General features: G+C 65.9%; 22 protein-coding genes and 1 pseudogene. 16 read left to right on the top strand and 7 right to left on the bottom strand.

Annotation, left to right across the window (positions count from 1 at the left end):
- The 5 genes and pseudogenes from ISO4_RS13460 to ISO4_RS13440 all read right to left on the bottom strand — a co-directional run.
- Positions 1–573, bottom strand: a pseudogene (locus ISO4_RS13460) (flagellar hook-length control protein FliK); the annotation flags it as partial.
- The gene (gene fliT / locus ISO4_RS13455) at positions 570–974 is read right to left on the bottom strand and encodes a flagellar protein FliT (RefSeq protein ID WP_142948120.1); all 405 of its coding nucleotides are present in this window, start codon (positions 972–974) and stop codon (positions 570–572) included. The pseudogene ISO4_RS13460 and the gene fliT, both read right to left, overlap by 4 nt.
- Positions 971–1,396: a flagellar export chaperone FliS gene (gene fliS / locus ISO4_RS13450; protein ID WP_142948119.1), complete on the bottom strand. Its 426-nt coding sequence runs from the start codon at positions 1,394–1,396 to the stop codon at positions 971–973. Before fliS ends, fliT begins: the two co-directional genes overlap by 4 nt.
- A 33-nt stretch (positions 1,397–1,429) precedes the next feature.
- Positions 1,430–2,782: a flagellar filament capping protein FliD gene (gene fliD / locus ISO4_RS13445; protein WP_194856564.1), complete on the bottom strand. Its 1,353-nt coding sequence runs from the start codon at positions 2,780–2,782 to the stop codon at positions 1,430–1,432.
- A gap of 128 nt (positions 2,783–2,910) precedes the next feature.
- A complete protein-coding gene (locus ISO4_RS13440) occupies positions 2,911–4,599 on the bottom strand; it encodes an HD domain-containing phosphohydrolase (RefSeq protein ID WP_194856563.1) in 1,689 nt (562 codons plus the stop codon).
- 181 nt (positions 4,600–4,780) lie between these two features.
- Between ISO4_RS13440 and ISO4_RS13435 the strand changes: the two genes are divergently transcribed.
- The 3 genes from ISO4_RS13435 (at position 4,781) to ISO4_RS13425 (ending at position 10,091) form a co-directional block, all read left to right on the top strand.
- Complete coding sequence (locus ISO4_RS13435) at positions 4,781–5,941, top strand: FliC/FljB family flagellin (protein WP_194856562.1); 1,161 nt, start codon at positions 4,781–4,783, stop codon at positions 5,939–5,941.
- Positions 5,942–6,215: 274 nt separating this feature from the next.
- The gene (locus ISO4_RS13430; RefSeq protein WP_194856561.1) at positions 6,216–9,614 is read left to right on the top strand and encodes an O-linked N-acetylglucosamine transferase family protein; all 3,399 of its coding nucleotides are present in this window, start codon (positions 6,216–6,218) and stop codon (positions 9,612–9,614) included.
- A gap of 108 nt (positions 9,615–9,722) precedes the next feature.
- Positions 9,723–10,091 carry a flagellar protein FlaG gene (locus tag ISO4_RS13425; RefSeq protein ID WP_067609185.1) on the top strand — a complete coding sequence of 123 codons (369 nt, stop codon included), beginning with the start codon at positions 9,723–9,725 and terminating at the stop codon, positions 10,089–10,091.
- 92 nt (positions 10,092–10,183) lie between these two features.
- Here the strand turns inward: ISO4_RS13425 and fliE are convergent, their stop codons facing one another.
- Positions 10,184–10,531 (bottom strand): flagellar hook-basal body complex protein FliE, encoded by a 348-nt coding sequence (fliE, locus tag ISO4_RS13420; protein ID WP_142948113.1) that lies wholly within the window; start codon positions 10,529–10,531, stop codon positions 10,184–10,186.
- 202 nt (positions 10,532–10,733) lie between these two features.
- Between fliE and fliF the strand changes: the two genes are divergently transcribed.
- From fliF to fliR, 13 genes are all read left to right on the top strand, one after another.
- Complete coding sequence (gene fliF / locus ISO4_RS13415) at positions 10,734–12,413, top strand: flagellar basal-body MS-ring/collar protein FliF (protein WP_194856560.1); 1,680 nt, start codon at positions 10,734–10,736, stop codon at positions 12,411–12,413.
- Positions 12,406–13,401: a flagellar motor switch protein FliG gene (gene fliG / locus ISO4_RS13410; protein WP_142948111.1), complete on the top strand. Its 996-nt coding sequence runs from the start codon at positions 12,406–12,408 to the stop codon at positions 13,399–13,401. The genes fliF and fliG overlap by 8 nt, the downstream gene beginning before the upstream one ends.
- Complete coding sequence (fliH, locus tag ISO4_RS13405) at positions 13,394–14,119, top strand: flagellar assembly protein FliH (RefSeq protein WP_228548130.1); 726 nt, start codon at positions 13,394–13,396, stop codon at positions 14,117–14,119. Before fliG ends, fliH begins: the two co-directional genes overlap by 8 nt.
- The gene (gene fliI, locus ISO4_RS13400) at positions 14,116–15,501 is read left to right on the top strand and encodes a flagellar protein export ATPase FliI (protein WP_194856559.1); all 1,386 of its coding nucleotides are present in this window, start codon (positions 14,116–14,118) and stop codon (positions 15,499–15,501) included. Before fliH ends, fliI begins: the two co-directional genes overlap by 4 nt.
- Positions 15,498–15,947 (top strand): flagellar export protein FliJ, encoded by a 450-nt coding sequence (gene fliJ, locus ISO4_RS13395; protein WP_142948109.1) that lies wholly within the window; start codon positions 15,498–15,500, stop codon positions 15,945–15,947. The genes fliI and fliJ overlap by 4 nt, the downstream gene beginning before the upstream one ends.
- Positions 15,948–15,961: 14 nt before the next feature.
- Complete coding sequence (locus tag ISO4_RS13390) at positions 15,962–17,161, top strand: flagellar hook-length control protein FliK (RefSeq protein WP_194856558.1); 1,200 nt, start codon at positions 15,962–15,964, stop codon at positions 17,159–17,161.
- A 127-nt stretch (positions 17,162–17,288) separates the two neighbouring features.
- Entirely contained in the window at positions 17,289–17,765 is a 477-nt protein-coding gene (gene fliL / locus ISO4_RS13385) for a flagellar basal body-associated protein FliL (protein ID WP_194856557.1), read from the top strand.
- Between the two features lie 15 nt (positions 17,766–17,780).
- Complete coding sequence (gene fliM, locus ISO4_RS13380; protein WP_142948106.1) at positions 17,781–18,791, top strand: flagellar motor switch protein FliM; 1,011 nt, start codon at positions 17,781–17,783, stop codon at positions 18,789–18,791.
- Complete coding sequence (gene fliN / locus ISO4_RS13375) at positions 18,784–19,281, top strand: flagellar motor switch protein FliN (protein WP_142948105.1); 498 nt, start codon at positions 18,784–18,786, stop codon at positions 19,279–19,281. The genes fliM and fliN overlap by 8 nt, the downstream gene beginning before the upstream one ends.
- A complete protein-coding gene (gene fliO / locus ISO4_RS13370) occupies positions 19,278–19,718 on the top strand; it encodes a flagellar biosynthetic protein FliO (protein WP_194856556.1) in 441 nt (146 codons plus the stop codon). The genes fliN and fliO overlap by 4 nt, the downstream gene beginning before the upstream one ends.
- Positions 19,715–20,488 carry a flagellar type III secretion system pore protein FliP gene (gene fliP / locus ISO4_RS13365; protein ID WP_194856555.1) on the top strand — a complete coding sequence of 258 codons (774 nt, stop codon included), beginning with the start codon at positions 19,715–19,717 and terminating at the stop codon, positions 20,486–20,488. The genes fliO and fliP overlap by 4 nt, the downstream gene beginning before the upstream one ends.
- Complete coding sequence (fliQ, locus tag ISO4_RS13360; protein WP_194856554.1) at positions 20,485–20,754, top strand: flagellar biosynthesis protein FliQ; 270 nt, start codon at positions 20,485–20,487, stop codon at positions 20,752–20,754. Before fliP ends, fliQ begins: the two co-directional genes overlap by 4 nt.
- 9 nt (positions 20,755–20,763) lie before the next feature.
- Positions 20,764–21,552 carry a flagellar biosynthetic protein FliR gene (gene fliR, locus ISO4_RS13355; RefSeq protein WP_194856553.1) on the top strand — a complete coding sequence of 263 codons (789 nt, stop codon included), beginning with the start codon at positions 20,764–20,766 and terminating at the stop codon, positions 21,550–21,552.
- A gap of 201 nt (positions 21,553–21,753) precedes the next feature.
- Here the strand turns inward: fliR and flgL are convergent, their stop codons facing one another.
- Positions 21,754–22,965, bottom strand: a complete 1,212-nt coding sequence (gene flgL, locus ISO4_RS13350; RefSeq protein ID WP_194856552.1) for a flagellar hook-associated protein FlgL — start codon at positions 22,963–22,965, stop codon at positions 21,754–21,756.
- Between the last annotated feature and the right edge of the window lie 8 nt (positions 22,966–22,973).

Here is a 22,973-nt window from a genome sequence, read left to right as displayed (position 1 = left end):
CTCCGCGGCGACCGGGGCGGGGCCTTTGCCGCCCTCGGCACGGGCGGCGGCAGCCGGGGGTTCAGGCGGCCGGGACAAACGCATCTGCGGTTCCTGGGCCAGCCGCGCGCCGCTCATCTCGCCCCGGTACCAGCTTTGCAGATGGGATTCATAGAACAGCCCGCTCTGGCCGACGCTGGCCTGCAGACGGTTGGCCAGGGTCGGGGCCTCGGCGTCGGCGGCGGTCATCAGGGGCACCGCCGGCCGTACCGCCGACGGCGGCGCCGGGTAGCGGGCGAGGATATCGGCGATGGTACGGGCGGCGGCGCTGAAATGGGTTTGCGTGGACCCGGTTGCCGGGTCCGGCGGCGGCGCCAGGGTTTGCGGGGCGCGGGCACGCTGGTGCGTGGCCGGCAGGTCCGGCAAGGGCGCGGTGCGCGGGTCGAGGCGCGAGTCGCTGCGCACCGCCGGCGGTGCTTCAGCGGGGCTGAGCGGGCGCACCGGTTCGGGGGTCTGCCGGGCCACGGGCACGTCGACCCGTTTGCCCAGCACTTGATGCAGCAGGGTATCCAGAATCGGCGTGATGCCGCTCACGGCGTGTCTTCGTCCAGGTGGAACGCGGAGTCCATGGAGGTGGCTTCCTGGGGCCCATAGGAACGGCGCAGATCCCGCTTACGCCTGGACGTGCCGATCAGCCCGGCCAGTTCGTCCCGGCGCGCCACCAGACAGCGGCGTATTTCCAGGTCGCGCTCGAGTATCCGCTCCAGCAATTCCGCCTTGCGCGCCCGCTGCGAGGGGTCAAGCGCGGTATCCTGTTCGCGGCTGGAGAGCTGTTCCACGTCCACCAGATAGTGCGCCTCTTCGTCCATCAGGGCGTCCCAGTCCTGGCGGCGCACGCAGTCCAGCATACGCCCGGAGCGCGCCAGCAGAGCCTCATAGGCGAGCAGTACCTGTTCCGCTGACAGCGCCCGGCGCGGGGATTCGATTTCGGTCATTCAGCCCCCTGATGCGCGGCGGGTTTGATCTGGTTCCAGGCTTCACCCAGGTCCGCCAGCAAGCGGCCGGCCTCGTCCAGGCTGGCCGGGTCGTTACGCAGATTGGCGTTAAGCAGCAAACGGGCGATGTAGTCGTACAGCGATGCCATGCGGTCGGCGAGCTCGCCGCCCTTTTCCCGGTCCAGGGCCGCCAGCAACCCGTTGTTGACGATATCCAGCGCTTTCGAAATGGCCTTGCCCTTCTCCGCCACCTGCCCTTCGCGCATGTGCAGCGCGGCCGCGCGGATGGCGGTGCCGGCGCCGTCGAACAACATACTGATCAATTGATGGGGGCTGGCCGACATTACCCCGCTTTCCACCCCTACCCGGGCGTAGGCCCCCGCGCCCCGGGCGTACCCGGCGGCGCCACGCGTCATTGTCATGAGTCGTACCCTCTGCTGGTTACCTTTCCTGGCTTACTGGCTCAACTGGGCGTTCAGCGAATCGAACTGCTGAGTCAGGTAGCTGCTGGTGGAGTTCATTTCCGCGATCATCGAGTCCAGCTTGCTGAACTGCTCGCGGTAGCGGGCGATGGTGCTGTCGATGCGCTCCTCGGTGCGCAGGTAGCGTTCGCCGAGGCCCTCGATGCGGTCTTCCAGACCGCTGGTGGCGTTCCCCAGGGTGCCGCTTTCACCGAGCATCTTGCCGAGGGTGGCGTCAAGCTGCGCGGCCAGGCCCTCCGATTCTCCGGTGCCGGAGAAGAAATCCGTCAGCGCGCCGAGATTGTCCGCCACCGCGGCGTCCAGTTTTTCGTCGTCCACTTCCAGGGTGCCGTCGATGGTGAGGTCCACGCCGATATCGGCGAGAGCGCTGAATTCACCGCCGGACACCACGCCGCCCATGACGCCGCGGATACGGGATTCAATGCCGCGCAGGGTGGTGTCGCCGAGCAGCTCGCCGCTGGTACCGGTTTCCTGGTCGTAGCTGGTGAGGCTGTCCATGGTCTTCTGGAGGCTGTTGTAGCTTTCCACGAAGCTGGTCACCGCTTTCTTGATGCCGGCGGTGTCGCGGGTCACCGAGATGGTGGCGTTGCCCTCTTCCTCGAGGTTGAGCGTGACCCCCTGAACCGCGCCTTCCACGCGGTTGCTCTGGCTCTCGATATCGATGCCGTTGACGCTCAGGGACGCATTGATGGCGGTGACCTCGGTGCCGGCATCCACGGCGAGGGTGTCGCCGAGACCGCCGGTACCGAAGTCGACGCTGGCGATCGCCGCGTCGGTGCCGGTCTCGGTGGCGGACAGCACCAGCCGGTGCGGCTGACCGCTGCCGTCGTTGACCAGTGAGGCCTGGACGCCCTTGCCCGCCTCGTTGATGGCGTCGCGGATGCCTTCCAGGGAGCTCTGGTCCTCGCCCACATCAATACTGAAGTTGTCGCCGTTACCGAGCGTGAAACTGATCGCGCCGGCGCCCAGCTTCTCGGTTTTGTCGGTCACGCCCTGGGTGGCGATGCTGTAGGCACGGGCCTTGTTGTTGACCACGATGTCGTGGGTGCCGGGCAGCGCGTCCTCGCCGACCACGGCGGTCAGGGCGTCGCCGGACACGTTGCTCTTGACCGCGTCGAACTGCTGGCTGTCGGCGAGCTTGGCCGCCGCCTCGCGGAAGTCGTCGAGCTTGCCCTCCAGCGTGCCGTAGGCGGAAATCTTCGCCTGGTAGCTTTTCTGTTGCTGGGTGATCGGCGCCAGTTGCTGACGTTCCGCCGACTCCATCTGGTCGAGCAGGCCGTTGAGGTCGAGCCCGGAACCGATACCCAAAGAAGAAATTGAAGCCATGGTCTTTCCTTGCAAAGTACCTACGTATTGTGCGCCGCCCGGGCGCCGCCGCAGCGGTGGATAAGGGCGACCATTTACCGCTATTTCATGCTATCGGCGGTAACCGCCTCGACTTTAGCGCGCCGCCACTAGCCGGGCGCGGGCAACGAGGCCACCGGCTCGCCGAGCCGCTCCAGCGCGCCGCCTTCCAATAACTGCTCGGGGTCGGCGCCGGGAAAGGCACTGCCCCGGGATATCTGCACCTCCACGGGAAGGCCCTGGTCGTCCAGTCGCCGCACCCAGGCCAGCAGCCCGCCCTGGTAACGCACCAGAGTGCCCACCGGCCAGCGCCCGAAATGCGCCCGATAGCGCTCCACCCAGCGGCGGTCGAACTGGTGGGGCGAGTCGTGCAGGTGGCCGTAAATCGCTTCCGCGGACCAGGGGCGCCGGCCCGGGCGCAGCCGCGCCATAACGTCGGAGACATCCACCACCGAGGCGAGCCGTGCCAGCTCCGGCAGGTCGTCGGCACCGCGTCCGTGGGGATAGCCGTGACCGTCGAGCCGCTCATTGACGTCGCGCACCACCGCTTCCACCACCGAGGAGGCCAGCCAGCGGCAGCTTTCCAAACGCTGGGTAATCAGCGCCACATGCCCCTGCAGCCAGCGGTACTGGCTGGCGTTGAGAAACTGCATCTCAAGAAGATCCCGGGGCAACAGCGCCTTGCCCAGGTCGTGCACCAGCCCGGCGGCGGCCAGCGCCTTGCACAGCTCATGGGGCATTTTTTCCCCTCTGGCGAAGTCCAGCAGATGGACCGACACGCCCAGGGAGTGCCGCACCAGCAGCGTTTCCTTATCCAGGCACTGCACCGCGAACAACAGCGCCTCACGGTCCTCGTCCTGCAGAGCCAGCAGGCGGTCCGCATGCCGCGACAACTGCACCGCGTCGACCATGCCGCCCTGGCGCAACGCCAGAATCTGGTTGTCCAGATAGGCGGCGGTGGGCGCCAGCCGGCGAGTCATGGCGGTGGCGTAATCGTGCGTCTGGCGGCGGCTCACGCTGCCGTGCTCTTCGTTTTTGTTACCCTGGAACAGCTGCGACGGCGCCAGCGGCGTGCGCGTGTTGCCCGCCATGCGCGCCGCCTCACGCTCGATCTCGCGGACCATAAACCACAAGCGCCGGTCGTCCTCGGCGCTGCGCTCGGCGAACACAAACCCCACTTTGACCAGGCCCCGCTGCGCGTCCGCCTTCTGGTGGCGCGGGCTGCCACGCACCACGAACCGGGTGCCGTTGGGGAAAAACAGCTCCAGCTCGAACACCGCCGCGTTGGACATCAGCGCGGTCATGGCGCTGGCCGACAGCTCCACCAGACAGCCCTGCAAGGACAGATCGCGCAGATCGCCCTGGGCGGACAGGCCGCTTTCCCGGTCACGCAGCACCACGCCCACCTCCATGCCCAGCCGCAGCTCGGCACGGAAGGTATCGCGGCGCTGCAGAATCTCCATCTCCGGCGGGTAATCGCAACGGCACAGCATCCTGTCGTCACGCTCGAAACACATGTCCGCGCTTAATAAAGGCGTGCGCAACACCCCGCCGCGGGCCAGCCCCATCAGCCGGAAGCCGGCGCCACGGCGCAAATCCGCGGCGATATGCCGGATCGCGCTGATATCCAGCAGCAGGCTCTCACCCGGGTTTACCTCGAACACCACCACCGGCATCGGCTCGCCACCGGTCTTATCCAACGCCAGCGACGCCGCCCCCGGCTGGGTCAGATGTTCCAGCAAATCCTCTATCTCCGGGGGATGCTCCACCCGACTGAATGCATCGTCCTGCGACGTCATACCGATATCCCTCGCCTTCGCCTCGCTAACAGCCTTGCTTATCGGCACACCCCGGCCCGGCTTTAGCCGCAAAACTTTTTGCCGCCAACCCTAAAGCGAAACGCGAATCCGCCGAAAGACGGTGTAACGGCCAGCGCCGTTGCTCTCAAACCAAACGGTGAATCACAAAAGGACATTTGCTATGTCAGTTATCAACACCAACATCACGGCCATGATCGGCCAACAGAACCTGGGCAAATCCCAGAGTGCTCTGCAGACCTCCATGGAGCGTCTGTCCTCCGGCCTCCGTATCAACAGCGCCGCTGACGACGCCGCCGGCCAGGCCATCGCCAACCGCATGACCGCCCAGACCACCGGTCTGGCACAGGCTCAGCGCAACGCCAACGACGGTATTTCCGTGGCGCAGACCGCTGAAGGCGCGCTCAACCAGGTCAACGACAACCTGCAGCGCGTCCGTGAGCTGACGGTTCAGGCACAAAACGACACCAACTCCCAGAGCGACCTGAACTCCATCCAGGACGAGATCAATCAGCGCCTGGACGAGATCAACCGTGTTTCCCAGGAAACCAACTTCAACGGCGTGAAGGTTCTGGCTGAAGACCAGGAATTCTCGATCCAGGTCGGCGCCAACGATGGCGAGAAGATCACCATGAACCTGAAGGAGATTAACGCCGGGACCCTGGGCCTAGACACCTTCAACGTAAACAAAGCTCTGGCCGAAGACGCCGCCGCCGGTGACAGCGTAACCATCGACGGCACCAGCTACGACATCGCCGCCAGCGGTAGCGGTGTCAACGGCACCGCTTCCACCACCGTGGACATCGACGACGTTACCGTCGGTACCACCACCGATACCGCCATCGATGGTGCCGACTCCAATGACCTGGTCTTCGGCGAAGACGGAACCGCCTACGTGAAAAGCGTGTCCGGCTCCACAACCAGCTACTACGAAGCCGAACTGAGCGTCACCGATGGCACCGCCACCTCTTCTCCGCAAATCAGCTTCACCGTGGCTGCCGATGCGGAAGAAGTGACTCATCTCACCGACACCGCTGCCGAAGCCGCCACCAGCGACCCGCTGGCCTCCCTGGACAGCGCCCTGAGCGACGTGGACAGCCTGCGCTCCGAAATGGGTGCCATGCAGAACCGCTTCGATTCCGCGATCACCAACCTGAGCACCACCGAAACCAACCTGTCCGCGGCCCGTTCGCGCATCGAAGATGCCGACTACGCGGTGGAAGTGTCCAACATGACCCGCGCGCAGATCCTGCAGCAGGCCGGCACCTCCGTTCTGGCCCAGGCCAACCAGGTACCGCAGAGCGTCCTGTCCCTGCTCGGCTAACCAGCCAGCCATCGGGATATAGAAGGCCCCGACAAGGGGCCTTCTTTCGTTCCGGCACCGCCAAAGCCCTGAAATAACCGCTTTAACCCCCGCCTAATCCCATCTTTAGCCCGCCCGGCCCACTGCTAACCTCTTCCTACCGCCATAACGCAGGCCCGGGGTCACCATGTCCGTCAAAACCAAACCGTCCGCCACATTCTCACGCATCAAGCACGCGTATCGTCAGGCCTGGAAAGGCCGGGAATTCGCAAAAGCGGAGAAACAAGCTGTCCTGATGACGCGGCGCCATCCGAACTATGCCTATTCATGGCGTTCTCTCGGCGCGGCCCGGGTGGAATTGAAGCGTCCGGCGGAAGCCCTGGAGGCGCTGGCGGAGGCCACTCGCCTGGAGCCGAACGATGACCAGGGGTTTTACTGGCTGGGTTCCGCCCGCTTCGCCCTGAAAGACTGGGATCAGGCGTCACGGGAGCTTCAGCAATGCCTGGCTTTGAATCCCCGGCACGCGGCGGCACACGCACTGCTGGCACGCGTATACAATGCCCAGGGCCTGCGCGAACGGGCGATGGAAAGTATCGACACGGCACGCTCCCTGGATCCGGACAGCCCCGCCATCCTGACCCAGAGAATCAATATTTTCTCGGCGGCGCGACGCATGGAAGACGTACTCGCCGACTGTCAGCGCCTGTTGGAGCTGGATAACAACAACCCCAGCGCCTATAGCCTGGTCGCCACGAAGTACTGCGAGATGACCGACTTCGCCCGCGGCGCTCACTACTTCGAAGAGGCGCTGAAACGCAGGCCGGACTATCTCGAGGCCTTTTCCAACCTAATCTTCAATGCCCATTACGACCCCTCTCTGAGCCGGCAGCACATAGCGGCCCTGATTCAGCGCTGGCGAGCAAGCTTTTCACCGGCGCAACGGCCACGCCGTCCGGAAGGCGGCGGTCGCGACGAGAGCCGTCAACTGACCATCGGCCTGCTCTCCGCCGGCCTGCGAATGCACCCGGTGGGCCAGATGATCACCTCCGCTTTGGAAAACCTGTCCGTCGACGACTTCCGGCTAGCGGTATATTCCACTAGCGATCTGAAAGATGTGCTCACCGCACGGATGCGGGCGATCACAGACAAATGGCATAACATTGCCGGCCGTCCGGACGCCACCGTGGAAGCGTTGATAGAGCAGGATCAGGTGGACATTCTGATCGACCTGAGCGGCCACACCGACGGCAACCGCCTGCGACTGATCGCCCGGGAACCGGCGCCGCTGATCGTTAAATGGGTGGGCGGTCTGGTCAACACCACCGGGCTGGATGCCATTGATTACCTGATCAGTGACTCGGTGGAAACGCCACCGGGTTGCGACGCGGACTATCTGGAGAAGCTGATCCGGATGCCCGACGACTACATCTGCTATATGCCACCGGAGCACGCGCCGCCGGTGGGCGCGCTGCCGGCCGCCGCAAACGGCTATGTGACCTTCGGCTGCCTGAACAACCCGGCCAAGATCAACCCTCAGTTGATCGGCGAGTGGGCGCGCCTGCTTGAGGAGATTCCACACAGTCGGCTGCTGCTGAAGAGTGGCCAGTACAGCGACGCCACCTTCCGCGAACGCCTGTGGTCGGAATTCGAAGCCGCCGGCATCGAGCGGCAACGCGTGATGCTGGAAGGCCCGGAAAACCACATCGCCTTTCTCGATACCTACAACCGCATCGACATCGCGCTGGACCCCTGGCCCTACTCCGGCGGCCTGACCACCTGCGAAGCCCTGTTGATGGGGGTACCGGTGATCACCCTGCCCGGCCCCACGTTCGCGGGCCGGCATGCCGCCTCCCACCTGGTGAACGCGGGCCTGCCGGAACTGGTGGTGGACAGCTGGGACGCCTACCGCGCCCGGGCCCGGGATCTGGCCGGCGACCTGGATAATCTGGCCACCGTGCGGCGCCACCTTCGCGACACCCTGGTGCAATCACCGGTGTGCGATGCGCCCCGCTTCGCCGCCAATCTGAGCGCGGCCCTGCGGGGCATCTGGCAGCGCTATTGCCGCGATCTGCCACTCGCCGCTCTGACCTTTGAACGAGACGGCAACGCCCGGTTCGAGGATCAGGCGCTGCCGGTGCCAGAACCGGTCACCCCCTCTGTCACCTTGAAAAAAGCGGCGATACAACGGGAAACAGCCGGCCAGTTCCACTTCGATTTCAGCGGCAAGATCGTAACCCTGGACAACGGCGGGCAGCTCCTGGAAACCGGCGCCGCGGACTCACTGCTGCCGCTCGGCGCCTTCGAGTTGCTGGTGTTCGATCCGCTCGGTGAACACACCTCGCACGCCGCCCGCCAGCGCGACGGGCTGCAGGTATTTCCACAGACCACCCTCGGCGACGGCGAACCGGCGGTGCACTACGCGTGCCTGGACCCGACGTTCAGCGCCACCCTCAAGCCGTTGCCGGACGCCGGCGACGGCGCCCGGGTGCTCACCGAACTGCCGGTCAATACGGTGGCGCTGGACTGCATTGAGGGACTGCCCAGTCTGGACTGGCTGGTTCTCGATCATCGCAGTGATAGCATGGCGGTGCTGGAAAACGGCGCGAGCGCGCTGGCGAACACGCTGCTTATTCAGGCATCACTGCGGTTCGACGTTCGCCATGCCGGCCAACCGGATCTGTCGAAGCTTTGCCAATGGGCTCAAACTCACGGCTTCCGTCTGTACAGACTGAACAATCCCACCCACCGCAGCCATCTACCCGAGGAGATGGGCCCAGACCGGCAAGCCACTGAACTGGTCGCCAGCGAAGCCCTGTTGCTGCCCACGCCAAGGGCGCTGAGTGCCCTCGACGACAACCGCAAGGTGAGACTGGCCTTCCTGTTGCACACGGTGTACGGCATCAAGGATCTCGCCTATGCGCTGCTCGAGCAGGTCGACCCGCAGCAGGCGCACGCCTACCTGGACGCCGATGGCGGACTGCAACGCCCCTTCACGGAGCCGGCCGTCTTCGTGGTCGGCTGCGGCCACAGCGGCACCACCCTGATGGCATCGCTTCTCGGCGCGCACCCGAACATTTACTGCATACCCCGGGAAACCTACTGGTTCCTGAATAATCCGAAGCTGGACCAGGAGTACCCGCAAGCCCAGCGCGACGCCGCCGACGAGGGCAAGACCCTGGTGTGCGAGAAGACCCCCAAGCATGTGTACCGGATCGATGAGATCAAGCGGCGCTTTCCCAACGCCCGTGTCGTGGCGATGGTAAGGGACGGCCGTGACGTGGCCTGCTCCATCAAAAAGCGCACCGGATCACTGGACGGCGGCATCCAACGCTGGCGGCAGGATAATACCGAGCTGCTCAAGCATGAGAACGACGACCACGTTCACCGGGTCCGCTACGAGGATCTGATCCAAGACAAAGAGGGCACCATGGCCGGTGTTCTGGCCTTTCTCGGTCAGCAATACACGGACGAGGTGTTCGGCTTTTACAAGAAGAACTACAACTGGTTCGGCGTGCAACCGGCCAAGGAAACCGACGGCGTCGGCGAGCAAAGCCATGTCATGCGGCGCTCCTGGCAAATGAGCCAGCCCATCCATGATCGCCGCGGCATCTGGCGAGAGTCGTTGAGCGAACAGGAGGCAAAGCGCTTTGAAGCGCAATGCGCCGATCTGATGCGGCACTTCGGGTACCTCTGACAGGTATCCGCCGCCACCCGCCTGGGCCGGTGGCGGCATAAAGTTATGGGCGTGGCGGCCGATACAGGTACAAACCTGTGCATATAACTATCGGCTGAGGGCCTGCCCATGACCACGCCCGTGGACAACAACAGCGTTTCATCCCTGCCTTCGCAGTTCTCCTACCTGGCCGCGCGTCAGCGCGTGGAAAAAGTGCTGGCACAGCTGCCCGCCGCCGGCGGCGCGGTACAGGAGAGCGACTCGGAAGGTCGGATGGTAGAACGGGAGGAGCTGGTCAAACCGGTCCAGCAGATCAACGAAGTGCTGCGCCGCTACGGCGTGGAGTTTCAACTGAGCGAGGATTCCGGGCGCACCATCATTCGCCTGATCGACCGGGAAAACGGCGAACTGATCCGCCAGATCCCCCCGGAAGAGGCCCTCAACGCCGCCCAACGCCTCGAAGAAGTAAAAGGCCGCCTCTTCAGCCTTGAAGTCTAAGCGCGGGCCCTGCCTCCGGCACGGCCCGCTCTTTAGCTGTTAACTATCAACTATTAACTATTAACTATTAACTATTAACTATTAACTGATTTTTATACTTGCATATTCATAACGTCTTTATAGGCGGACACCAGCCGATTGCGCATCTGCACGCCCATCTCGAAGGCGATGCTGGCTTTCTGGCTGGTGATCATGGTGTCGTGCAGCGACACGCCGGGCTCACCGGCCTGGAACGCCTTGGCTTTGTCGCCGGCGTCGGTCTGCATCTGGTTGATGCGCTCCAGGCTGGATTGCAGCGCCTCGCTGAAGCCGCCGCTGCCCACGGTGGTGTCCAGATTCTGCCCGCCGGCCCGGGGCACGGCGCCGGCCGCCTGCCCGGCGAGGTCCTGCATCTGGTTGAGCGCGGCCTGCATGGCCGGATTGATGGTCGGTGTGCTCATAACGTATCGCTCTGCGTTACCCGCTATTTGAACCGCAAGATTACCAGCCCCCGCCGTGACCCAAGCGGTCAAATGACGGCAAAAAGGCGGGCTTTTCTTTCCTTTGTGTGTCCCGGCGCTGCTCATAATGGCATGCGTCGCAATACCACCGGAAAGCAGCAATGCCTTTTCAACACTATTCCCGTCTCCCCGGGGGGCACGCATGAGCAACGGCGAGACCCGCCCGGACAATAACGGCATCGAACAGATGCTGGCGCGGCTGCGCGCCAACCCGCTGGTGCCGTTGCTGGTGGCCGGGGCCGCGGTGATCGCCCTGGTGGCGGCCATGCTGATGTGGGCCAGCGCGCCGGAATACCGCGTGCTCTACAGCAACCTCAGCGAAGCCGACGGCGGCCGCATCATCAGTGAACTGGAAAGCCGCGCGGTGCCCTATCAGTTCAGCCAGGGCGGTCGCGCCCTGATGGTGCCCGGCGACCAGGTCCACAAACTGCGTTTGCAGCTCGCCGAACAGGGCCTGCCGGAAGGCGGCAACGTGGGCTTCCAGATCATGGACGAGCAGGCGTTCGGCATCAGCCAGTTCGCCGAGCAGGTGAATTTCCAGCGCGGCCTGCAGGGCGAGCTGGCCAGCTCCATTGAAGCCCTGGGCCCGGTATCGCGGGCGCGGGTGCATCTGGCCATGGCCAAGCCGTCGGTGTTCATCCGCGACCGCGAGCCCGCCAAGGCGTCCGTGGTACTGACCCTGGAAGCGGGCCGCGCGCTGGGCGACGGCCAGGTCGACGCGATCGTGCATATGGTCTCCAGCAGCGTGCCGGAACTGGCCCTGGAAGACGTCACCGTGGTCGATCAGGCCGGCCGCTTGTTGTCCCGGCCCTCCGGCAGCGGCGGTGGCCTGGACGGCACCCAACTGGAGTATGTGCGCGAAGTGGAGCGCGTCTACCGCCAGCGCATCGAGAGCATTCTGGCGCCGATCCTGGGCCCGGAGAACGTGCGCGCCCAGGTCACCGCGGAGGTGAATTTCGCCCGCCGCGAGGAAACCAACGAGCGCTACGGCCCCAACCAGGGCGGCAACCCGGCGGCGGTGCGCAGCAGCCAGACCCGGGCGGTCTACAGCGGCGGCGAGGATCTTGCCCAGGGCGTGCCCGGCGCGCTCACCAATACGCCCCCGGGCGCGGCGGCCTCGCCGGTGCAGCAGAACGACGATCAGCAGGAAGGCGAAAACACCGAGGACGACGACGACACCACCAAGCGCCTCAACCACGAAGACGTGATCAATTACGAAGTGGACCGCAACATCACCCACGTTCAGCACGAGCGCGGCCAGGTGGAGCGGCTGTCGGTGGCGGTGGTGGTCGACTACCGCGACGGCGTGAACGAGGACGGCGAAGCCGCCCCGGTGCCGCTGAGCGATGACCAGCTGGAACGCATCAATCAACTGGCGCGCCAGGCGATGGGCTTCTCGGTGGAACGCGGCGACGGCCTGGAAGTGGTCAACAGCCCCTTCACCCGGGTGGAATCCGAGGACCAACAACGCGCCTGGTGGCAGGACCCGTTCTGGCAGGACTTCCTGTTCTCCATGGGCCGCTGGCTGCTGGTGGGCCTGGCCGCGCTGCTGCTGTTCCTGCTGGTGCTGCGGCCGATGCTCAAGCGCTACGCCCGGCAGGCCCCGGCACCGGCGGCGCGTCCGGCCCAGGCACAGGCCCCGTCACCGGCGCCGGCCGCCGCCGACGAGGCCGGGGACGAGCCCGAGCCGGTGGCGCCGCGCCGCCGCCGGCGCCGCTCCTCGGCCTACGAACAGAACCGCCAGGACCTCCAGGACATGGCCCAGGAAGATCCGGCCATGGTGGCGATGATCGTGCGTAACTGGATGAATCGGAATGACTGAGCTCAACAACACCCAGCGGGCCGCCGTGCTGTTACTGGCCCTGGATGAAGACAGTGCCGCCGAGGTATTCAAGCATCTGTCCGCCCGCGAAGTGCAGGAAGTCAGCCAGGAAATGGCCAAGCTGGGGAACATCTCCCACGACCAGATGCGCCAGGTGCTGGACGATTTCTATGACGAGTCGGAGCAGTTCGCGGCGCTGAACCTGTATTCCAGCGACCATATCCGCTCGGTGCTGACCAAGGCGCTGGGCAACGAACGCGCCTCCAGCCTGCTCGAGGACATCCTCGAACAGAATGGCGCCAATTCCGGCATCGACGCCCTCAACCTGATGGAAGCCAACATCGTTTCCGAGATGATCCGCGACGAACACCCGCAGATCATCGCCACCATTCTGGTCCATCTGGAACGGCGCCAGGCCGCCGACGTGCTGGAATACTTCGACGACAAGCTGCGCAACGACGTGGTGCTGCGCATCGCCACCTTCAGTGGCGTGCAGCCCGCCGCCCTGCAGGAGCTCACCGAAGTGCTGGGCGGCATGCTCGACGGCCAGAACCTCAAGCGCAGCAAGATGGGCGGCGCCCGCACCGCCGCCGAGATTCTCAACCTGATGAACTCCAGCGCCGAGGAAACCGTGATCGAAACGGTGCGCGCGCACAGCGAGGACCTGGCGCAGAAGATCATCGACGAGATGTTCCTGTTCGAAAACCTGCTCGACGTGGACGACCGCGGCATCCAGCTGCTGCTCAAGGAGATCAACACCAACGCGCTGATGGTGGCGCTGAAAGGCTCCGACGAAAAACTCAAAGAGAAATTCCTGCGCAACATGTCGACCCGCGCCGCCACCTTGCTGCGCGAGGACATGGAAGCCAGCGGCCCGATCCGCGTGTCGCAGGTGGAGAGCGAACAGAAAGCCATTCTGCAGGTGGTGCGCCGCCTGGCGGACAACGGCGAAATCGTGCTGACCGGCGGGGACGATGCCTATGTCTAGCGCCCACTCAAGCTGGCGCCGCTGGCGGATGGGGGAACTGGACAGTGCCCGCGACCCGGGCGCCGCCCGCCCGGCCGCGGTCGACGCGGAACAGCGCAAGGCGTTTCAGCATCAGGCCGAGCTGCAGGCGCTGCGCAATGAAGCCCGTGAGGAAGCACGCCGGGAAGGCCACCGGGAAGGCTTCGAGGCCGGCCGCCAGGAAGGCCACGCCCTGGGGCTGGAAGAAGGCCGCCGCGCCGGCGAGCACGAAACCGCCCGCCAGCGCCAGGAAGCCCTGGCGCCGCTGGCCGATCTGGTGGACGAATTCCGCCGCGCCCTGGCCGACCTGGACCACGCCATCGCCGAGGACCTGGTGGACCTGGCCCTGGCCACCGGCCGCCAGCTGGCCGGCGACGCGCTGCGCGAAGAGCCCGCCGAGATTCTTAACCTGGTGCGCACCCTGATTCACGAGGAACCGGCGCTCAACGGCAAAACCCGACTGTGGCTGCACCCGGACGATCTGGCGCTGGTGGAACAGGAGCTGCACGCGGAATTCCACGCCGCCGGCTGGAAACTGCACCCGGACGATCAGCTCAGCCGCGGCGGCTGCCGGGTTACCAGCCCCAGCGGCGAGCTCGACGCCACCCTGGAAAGCCGCTGGGAAAACCTGGCGGCGCGGGTGCGGCGGCGCAGCCGCCGGCCGCAAGCCGGCGGCGACGACGGCGGGGAACAACCATGACCAGCGCCGAGAACCTCCATCAGGCGCAATGGCGCCGCACGCTCAACAGCGTCACCCGGCGCGTGGCGACGGCGCCCCACTACCAGGCCAGCGGCCGGGTGGTGCGCGCCACCGGCCTGGTGTTGGAAGCGGTGGGCCTGCGCACACCGCTGGGCAGCGCTTGCCGCATCGAGATCACGGCGCCGGGCAGCGACCGGCCGGACTTCGCCGAAGCGGAAGTGGTGGGGTTCTCCGGGGACAAGCTGTTTCTGATGCCGCTGGCGGAGATCAGCGGCCTGGTACCGGGCGCCCGGGTGTTCCCGCTGGGCGACGGGGAAGACACCGGCGCGCGCCGCTTCCCGCTCGGCGACGCGCTGCTGGGCCGGGTGGTGGACGGCAACGGCCGCCCGCTGGACGGCGGCGCGCCGCTCGATGACGTGCCCCACGGCACCCTGGCCTCGCCGCCCATGAACCCGTTGGCGCGGGCGCCCATCGACACCCAGATCGACGTCGGCATCCGCGCCATCAATACCCTGCTCAGCATCGGCCGGGGCCAGCGCATGGGCCTGTTCGCCGGCTCCGGCGTGGGCAAATCCGTGCTGCTGGGCATGATGGCCCGCTACACCGGCGCCGACGTAATCGTGGTGGGCCTGATCGGCGAGCGGGGCCGGGAAGTAAAAGACTTCATCGACAATATTCTTGGCGAGGAAGGCCGCCGCCGCTCGGTGGTGGTGGCCGCCCCGGCCGACACCTCGCCGCTGCAGCGGCTGCAGGGCGCCGCCTACGCTACCCGGGTGGCGGAGCATTTCCGCGACGCCGGCCTCAGCGTGTTGCTGATCATGGATTCATTGACCCGCTACGCCATGGCGCAACGGGAAATCGCCCTGGCAATCGGCGAACCGCCGGCCACCAAGGGCTATCCGCCGTCGGTGTTCGCCAAACTGCCGGGGCTGGTGGAGCGCGCCGGCAACGGCGAAACCGGCGGCGGCTCGATCACCGCCTTCTACACCGTGTTGACCGAAGGCGACGACCAGCAGGACCCGATCGCCGATTCCGCGCGCGCCATCCTCGACGGCCACGTAGTGCTGTCACGGACCCTGGCGGAATCCGGCCACTACCCGGCCATCGACATCGAAGCCTCGATCAGCCGCGCCATGACCGCCATCGTCGGCGGCGGGCAGCAGCAGCGCGCGCAGCAGTTCAAGCAGCTGTTCTCGCGCTACCAGCGCAACCGCGATCTGATCAGTGTGGGCGCCTACAGCCCCGGCCATGACCCGGCGCTGGACCGGGCGGTGGAGCTGTACCCCTCGATTGAACACTTTTTGCAGCAGGGTATCGGCGAGCGCGCCGATATCGGTGATTCGCAACAGGCACTGGGTGCCTTGCTTGGAGGTGTGCCATGAACGCGTCCAACCCGCTGGACACATTAATCGAGCAAAGCCGCAAAGCCCGCGACCACGCCGGCCGCAACCTGGCCGACGACCGCCGTGGCCAGGCGCAGAGCGCCGCGCAGCTGGACGCCCTGCGACGCTACCGGCACGAGTACTGCCGGCGCCTGCAGGACGCCATGAGCCGGGGCATCGACGCCGCCACCCTGGCCAACTACCGGCGCTTCATCCGCTCCCTGGACGACGCCATCGACAAAGCCCTGCAGGCGCTCGACCAGCAGCAGGAAAAAGTGGCCGCCAGCCAGCAACACTGGCAGCAACGGCAACGCCAGCTGTCGTCCTACGACACCCTGGCCGCGCGCCGCGCCGAGCAGGAGCGCCGCCAGGAACAACGCCGCGAACTGCGCGACAACGACGAATTGACCAACAACGCGATGGCCCGCCGCGTGCGCCGGGACTGACGGGAGGATAACCCATGGATATCACCGCCTTGCTTAGCCAGAACCTCGCCAAGACCGGCGCCACCGGGCAACCGGCGACCGCCGACGGCGAGGCCTTCGCCGGCTCGCTGCGGGATGCGGCGGCGAAACTGCTGTCCGCGTCCGAATCGGACGGCGCCAGCGGCGAGGCCGCCCTGGCGCTGCTCGATGCCGGCGGCGACCGCCCGCTCACCGGCGAAGCCAGCGACGCCCTGCGCAACGCTCTGGAAGCGCTGGCCGGCAGCCGGCTCAAAACCGGTGACGGCGACGTCCTGCCCGCTCAAAAGGCCCCGTTGGCTGAACTGGCCGGCGCCGGCGTAAGCGAAGAAAACGCCATCCGGGATTTGGTCGAGCACGCCGCGGACAACGGCGCCGCTAACCCGATGACCGGCGGCCTGGCCGTGCCCGCACCGCTGACCGCCGCCGCCTCGAAAAACACGGCGCAGGCACTGCCAGTGATGCGCGCGCCGGACGCCCTCAACCGGCCGGCCACCGTTTCCGCCCTGCCCACTGACGGCGCCGCCGGCGACACCCTGAGCCCGGCCCCCGCCGCCACCGGCGAGGCCAAGCCGGCGATGCCCGCCTGGGCCAGCGACGCCCAGGCCTTGAACGGCACCCTGGAGCGGTCACGCCTGGACACGCGCCTCGGCGCTAACCAGGAAGGCGGTGCTCAGAACGCTGGCGTGATGGGCGCCACCGGCGCCGCCGGCGGTCAGACCGGCGCGGCCGGCGCCACCGGCCCCGCCGCCCAATTCACGTTGCAGGCGCCGGTGGCCAGCGCGCCCTGGCAGCAGCAACTGGGCCAGCAGATGGTGGGCCTGGCGCAACGCGGCGACCAGCACATGGAGCTGCACCTCAACCCGCGCGAGCTGGGGCCGCTTTCGGTGAGCCTGAAACTCGACGACCAGGGTGCCCAGGCGCATTTCTTCTCCAGCCATTCCACGGTGCGCGGCGCGGTGGAGCAGGCCATCCCGCAACTGCGGGAAGCGCTGGCCGAACAGGGCATCGCCCTGGGTGAAGCGATGGTCGGCGAGCACCGCCAGGGGTTCGCCGGTAACGGCGACGGCCAGCCCGGCCAGCGCGGCGGCGCCCCGGGCGGTGACGGCCTGGCCGGCGAGCCGGCCGCCACTGAAGAGAGCGTGCCGGTGAGCCGCATCATCGGCGGCGACACCGGCGGCGTGGATCTGTACGCCTGAGACGTACCCCGTCAAAACGCGAAGATAGGCCCTTTAGCGGGGCCTTTTCCGGCCATGCCGGCGCCCGCGCCGGCGGCATACTGCACTCTGAAACGGCAACCCTTATTCAGGATGGAAGGCACAACCCATGGCGGATTCCCCGAACCGGTCGAGCAAACTTGGATGGTTGATCGCCTTGATGGTGATCCTGCTCGGCGCTCTGGTGGCCATCAATATGTACCTGCTGCTGTCCGATGACAGCGACGACGACGATGAAGAGACCGTGGAGCAGGTGGAAGCGCCCCGGCCGGTGCTCTACGTCAAGCTGGAACCGTTCACCGTCAATCTGCAGGGCGAGCTGTGCGGCCAGCGTCTGCTGTACGTGGGCCTGTCCCTGCAGGTGGCCGACACCGAGACCGAGAGCTACCTGCTCGAGCACATGCCGCAACTGCGCAGCCGCATGCTGATGCTGTTGTCCGGGCAGAGCTCGCAAACCGTGGCCACGCAGCAGGGCAAGGAATCGCTCAAGGCCGAGATTCTCGAGCTGTTCGCCCAGCCGCGCGACGACGGCCAGCCCGAACTGCAAGTGGATGATGTGCTCTTCACCGAGTTCATCGTGCAATAAACCGGGTGGACGCCAATGGCACAAGACGATCTGCTATCCCAGGAAGAAATCGATGCGCTGCTCAACGGGCCCGGCGGTGACGACGAGTCGCCGGCCAGCAAGGAGCCGCGCCTGCGCCCCTATGACCCCGCGTCCCAGCACCGGGTCATCCGCGAGCGCCTGCACAGCCTGGACATCATCAACGAACGCTTCGCGCGCCATTTCCGGGTCAGCCTGTTCAACCTGATCCGGCGCAGCGCGGACATCACCGTGGATTCGGTGCGCTACCAGAGCTTCAAGGACTTCGCGCGCAATCTGCCGGTGCCCACCAACCTGAACCTGATCGCCATGAAGCCGCTGCGCGGCACCGGGCTGGTGGTGTTCCCGCCCAGCCTGGTGTTCATGGTGGTGGACAACCTGTTCGGCGGTGACGGCCGCTTCGTCACCAAGTCCGAGGGGCGCGAATTCACCAATACCGAACAGCGCATTATCCAGCGCCTGCTCAAGCTCGCCATCGACGCCTACCAGGACGCCTGGAAGTCGGTGTACTCGCTGGAGATCAGCTACCTGCGTTCCGAGATCCAGGCCAAGTTCGCCAACATCACCAACTCGCCCAACGAGATCATCGTCAACACCACCTTCCATCTGGAAGTGGGCAACCTGGCCAGCGACTTCCAGGTGTGCATGCCCTACTCGATGATCGAGCCGCTGCGCGAGCAGCTCAATAACCCGATCGCCGATGGCCGCGACGCCGGCGATCAGGCGTTCAGCCATCGCATGGCGGGTGAAATCCGCCGTTCGGAGGTGGAGCTGGTGGCCGAGTTCGTCAACGTGCCCAGCCGCATCTCCCAGGTAATGAGCCTCAAGCAAGGCGATGTGCTGCCCATCGATCTGCCCGACACCGTCACCGCCCGCGTGGACGGCGTGCCGGTGCTGGAATGCGATTACGGCAGCCGCGACGAACAACGGGCGCTGCGCGTACAGCGCGTCATCGACCACGCCAACGCCCATGCGGCGGCGGCACCGAGGAAGCCGAGCAATGACTGATCCCAACAAACCCGATCAAAACGCCAGCGACGACGACTGGGAAAAGGCCATGGCCGAACAGCAGGGCGAAGAGACCGGCGGCGACGACGCCGATCCCTGGGCCGAGGCGCTCGCCGAACAGGAAGCGGCCGAAGGCGGTGGCACCGGCGATGCCGGGGACGCGCCGGCGCGCAATGCCGACGACCGGGTGTTCAAGCCGTTCGACGCCGGCACCGGCGCCGGCGACGCCCGCGACCTGGAAATGATCATGGATATTCCGGTCAAGCTGAGCGTGGAGCTGGGGCGCACCCGCATCACCATCAAGCAGCTGCTGGAACTGGCGCAGGGCTCGGTGGTGGAACTGGACGGCCTGGCCGGCGAGCCCATGGACATCCTGATCAACGGCTACCTGATCGCCCAGGGTGAAGTGGTGGTGGTGGAAGACAAATACGGCATCCGCATCACCGAGATCATCACCCCCTCCGAACGGGTTCAGAAGCTCAACCGATGAGCAGCGCCGACGCCCAGACCAAGACCGGCATCGAGGCGGTGCAGGCCGGCGGCGACGCCATGCTGGGCATGGCGGCGTTCGGCAAGACCGCGCTGGTGCTGGTCGCCATGGTGGGGCTTATCCTGCTGTGCGGCTGGCTGCTCAAGCGCTTCGGCCCGGGCCAGACGGCCGCCGGCCAGACCCTGAAAGTGGTGGCCAGCCGCGCGGTGGGCGCCAAGGAACGGGTGGTGGTGCTGGAGCTGGAAGACACCTGGCTGGTGCTGGGCGTGGGCGGCGGCAAGGTCACCAAGCTGCACGAGCGGCCGGCCCCGGAGCGGCCGCCGGCACCCGAGCCGGCGCCCACCAGCCAAGCGGTTAATCCGGAAGACGGCTTCGCCGGCCGTTTCGCCCAGGCGTTGAAAGCCAACCTGCGCGGCGGCCCGGGGAAACCACGATGAGCACGCTCTGGTCGTCCGGCACGCTGCGCCGCGCCCTGCCCTGGCTGGCGCTGGCGCTGATCTGCGCGCTGCCCGATCCGGCCTGGGGCCAGGCGACGATCCCCGGCATCACCAGCGAGCCCACCGCCGACGGCGGCCAGCAGTGGTCGATCAAGCTGCAAACCCTGTTGCTGCTCAGCAGCCTGGCGTTCCTGCCCGCGGTGCTGCTGATGATGACCTGCTTCACCCGCATCATCATCGTGCTCAGCCTGCTGCGCACCGCCATGGGCACGCAATCGGCGCCGCCCAACCAGGTGCTGCTGGGGCTGACTCTGTTCCTCACCTTTTTCGTCATGTCGCCGGTGTTCAACAAGGTCTATGACCAGGCCTGGGTACCGCTGGAGCAGGAACAGATTGAATTCCCCGAGTTCGTGGAGCGCGGCGCCCAGCCGTTCCGTGAGTTCATGCTGGCGCAGACCCGCGAACCGGACATCGCCCTGTTCGCGCGGCTCGCCGAGGTGGGCCCCATGGCCGGCCCGGAGGATCTGCCGTTCCGGGTGCTGCTGCCCGCGTTCGTCACCAGCGAGCTGAAAACCGCTTTCCAGATCGGCTTCACCATTTTTATTCCGTTTCTGATCATCGATCTGGTGGTGGCCAGCGTGCTGATGGCGCTGGGCATGATGATGGTGCCGCCGGCGACCATCTCCCTGCCGTTCAAGCTGATGCTGTTCGTGCTGGTGGACGGCTGGCAATTGATTATCGGATCCCTGGCGGAGAGCTTTTTCGTATGACCCCCGAAACGGTTATGTCGATTGCCTACCAGGCGATGATGGTCACCCTCTACCTGGGCGCCCCGCTGCTGCTCACCGCGCTGCTGATCGGTCTGCTGGTGAGCCTGTTCCAGGCCGCCACCCAGATCAATGAGATGACGCTGTCGTTTATTCCGAAAATCCTCGGCGTGTTCGCGGTGCTGATCGTGGCCGGGCCCTGGCTGCTCTCCCTGATTATTGATTTCACCCGCACCCTGTTCCAGAACATTCCGTTCCTGGTTTCCTGAGCCCACGCCATGGTCGATGTCTCCTTTGACCAACTGCACGCCTGGCTCACCGCCTTTCTATGGCCGTTCATGCGGCTCTCCGGCTTTTTTCTGGCGGCGCCGCTGCTCGGCCACAGCGCCGTGCCCAACCGGGTCAAGATCGGCCTGGCGGCGCTGCTGTGCATCGTGGTGGCACCGGGGCTGCCGCCCCTGCCGGCGGCGCCGGTGTGGTCCTGGGCCGGGCTCGGCATCGTGGTGGAGCAGACGCTGATCGGCGTCGCCATGGGACTGGCGTTGCGGGTGATGTTCACCGTGGTGCAGGCGGCGGGGGAATTCATCGGTCTGCAGATGGGGCTGGCGTTCGCCACCTTCGTGAGTCCGGACGGCGCCAACACCATGATTTTGTCGCGGCTGTTCTACATGATCACGCTGCTGATGTTCCTGGCGGTGAACGGCCATCTGATCGTGATCGACACCCTGGCCACCAGCTTCCAGACCCTGCCGGTGGGCACCAGCGGGCTCAACCCCAACGGCTTCGAGATGCTGGTGCGCTATGGCGGCACCATCTTCGTGTCCGGCCTGCTGCTGGCGTTGCCGCTGGTGGCGGCGCTGCTGATCGTCAACCTGTCGCTGGGCATCCTTAACCGCTCGGCGCCCCAGCTCACCGTGTTCTCGGTGGGTTTCCCCACCTCGCTGACCCTGGGGCTGTTCCTGCTGCTGGTACTGATGACCGATTTCGGCCGCTTCCTGCAGGGATTGTTTTCCGAAGGGCTGCAGTTCCTCAGCCAGTTGGTCGAGGCGCTCGCACCTCTCTCCTGACGCTCCTGACGGTTGTGGATCCTCACTTGTGGGAGCGGGCCCTGCCCGCGAAAGGCAAGCGAAGCTTGCCGGCGGGATGCCAGAGACCTGTTTGAACGCGTAGAAAAGAATTCTCTGGGATCCTGCCGGGTGGCTGGACGCCACCCTTTCGCGGGCGGGGCCCGCTCCCACAGCCCGCTCCCACAGCCCGCTCCTACAAATCTACATGCGATCGAACAGGGACATGCCCTTGATGTCGACGAAGGCTTTCTGGGCGGCCTGCAGGCTGACCTGACGCAGGCTGTATTGGGAGACCACTTCCGCGAAGTTGGCGGGATCGCTCAGGTCGCCGATCAGGTTGGAGTAGGTTTCGGTGTAGTTGAGCTGGCGGTTGTCGGCCACGCCGTCGACCACATTCAGTTCGTTCAGGCGCGAGCCCACCGACGCGCGTACCGTCAACACATTGTCCAGGCTGTTATCGAACTCGCGCATGACGGTATTGATGGTGTTGGCGCGGGCCGCCTTCTCGGCGTCGTTGCCGGCCGGCTGGTCAAGCACCGCCAGCGCCTTCTCGAAGGTCTTGAACAGGTCGGTGTTCATGTTCTCCGCTTTGCCCATCTCAATGCTGTCGCCGTCGGCGGGCTGGCCCTTGAGCGTGATCGACAGGCCGCCCACTTCCACCGGCTCGCCCTCTTCATAGGCCTGCGCCGGGCCGCCATCCACCGAGTAGGTGGTGGTGCCGCCGGTGACCGAGAATTCGATCTGGAAGCTGTTGCCGAAATCCGGATCGCTTTCATCGATGACCTGCGGGCCCTTGAACGTCACGCTGCCGCTGTTGCCGGCGTCCGCTTCCGCCACATAACCGGCGCTGGAGTGCACGCTCTGGAAAATGGTCTGGCCGTTGTCGCCCACCTGCATCAGCCGGGAGGCATCAATGCGTTGCTCGCGGGTATTGGTATCGCCGACGTAGCTGACGGTGCCGTCGGCGGCGCGCACGAACGGCTCACTGGCGTCCTGGTAGCCGCCGAACAGATGGCGGCCGTTGCCGTCGGTGGCGTTGGCCTGGCCGATCACGGTTTCATACACGCCGCGCAGATCACTGGCCACCGAGGCGCGGTCGGCGTCACTCAGGGTGTCGCTGGCGGCCTGGATCATCAGCGTCTTGGCGCTGGCGATGGCGTCGCTGACGCTGTTCAGCACGCTCTCTTCCTGGGACAGGGCGTTGCGTGCGCTGATCCGTGAATCGGTGTACTGCTGGGTGACGGACATGGATTGCGCCACCTGCACCGCCCGCGAAGCGGCCTGGGGGTCGTCGGAGGGGTTGACCACCTTACGCCCGGTGGCGATCTGCTGGCCCACCCTCATGAACTCACCCTGCTGTTGATTCAGGGAATTCATGCTCTGCTCATACATGGTGACGGTGCTGATACGCATGATCTTTT

The organism is Alloalcanivorax venustensis ISO4 (genome assembly GCF_015356855.1).
GTDB lineage: Bacteria > Pseudomonadota > Gammaproteobacteria > Pseudomonadales > Alcanivoracaceae > Alloalcanivorax > Alloalcanivorax venustensis.
This window is presented reverse-complemented; position numbering and strand designations above follow the sequence as displayed.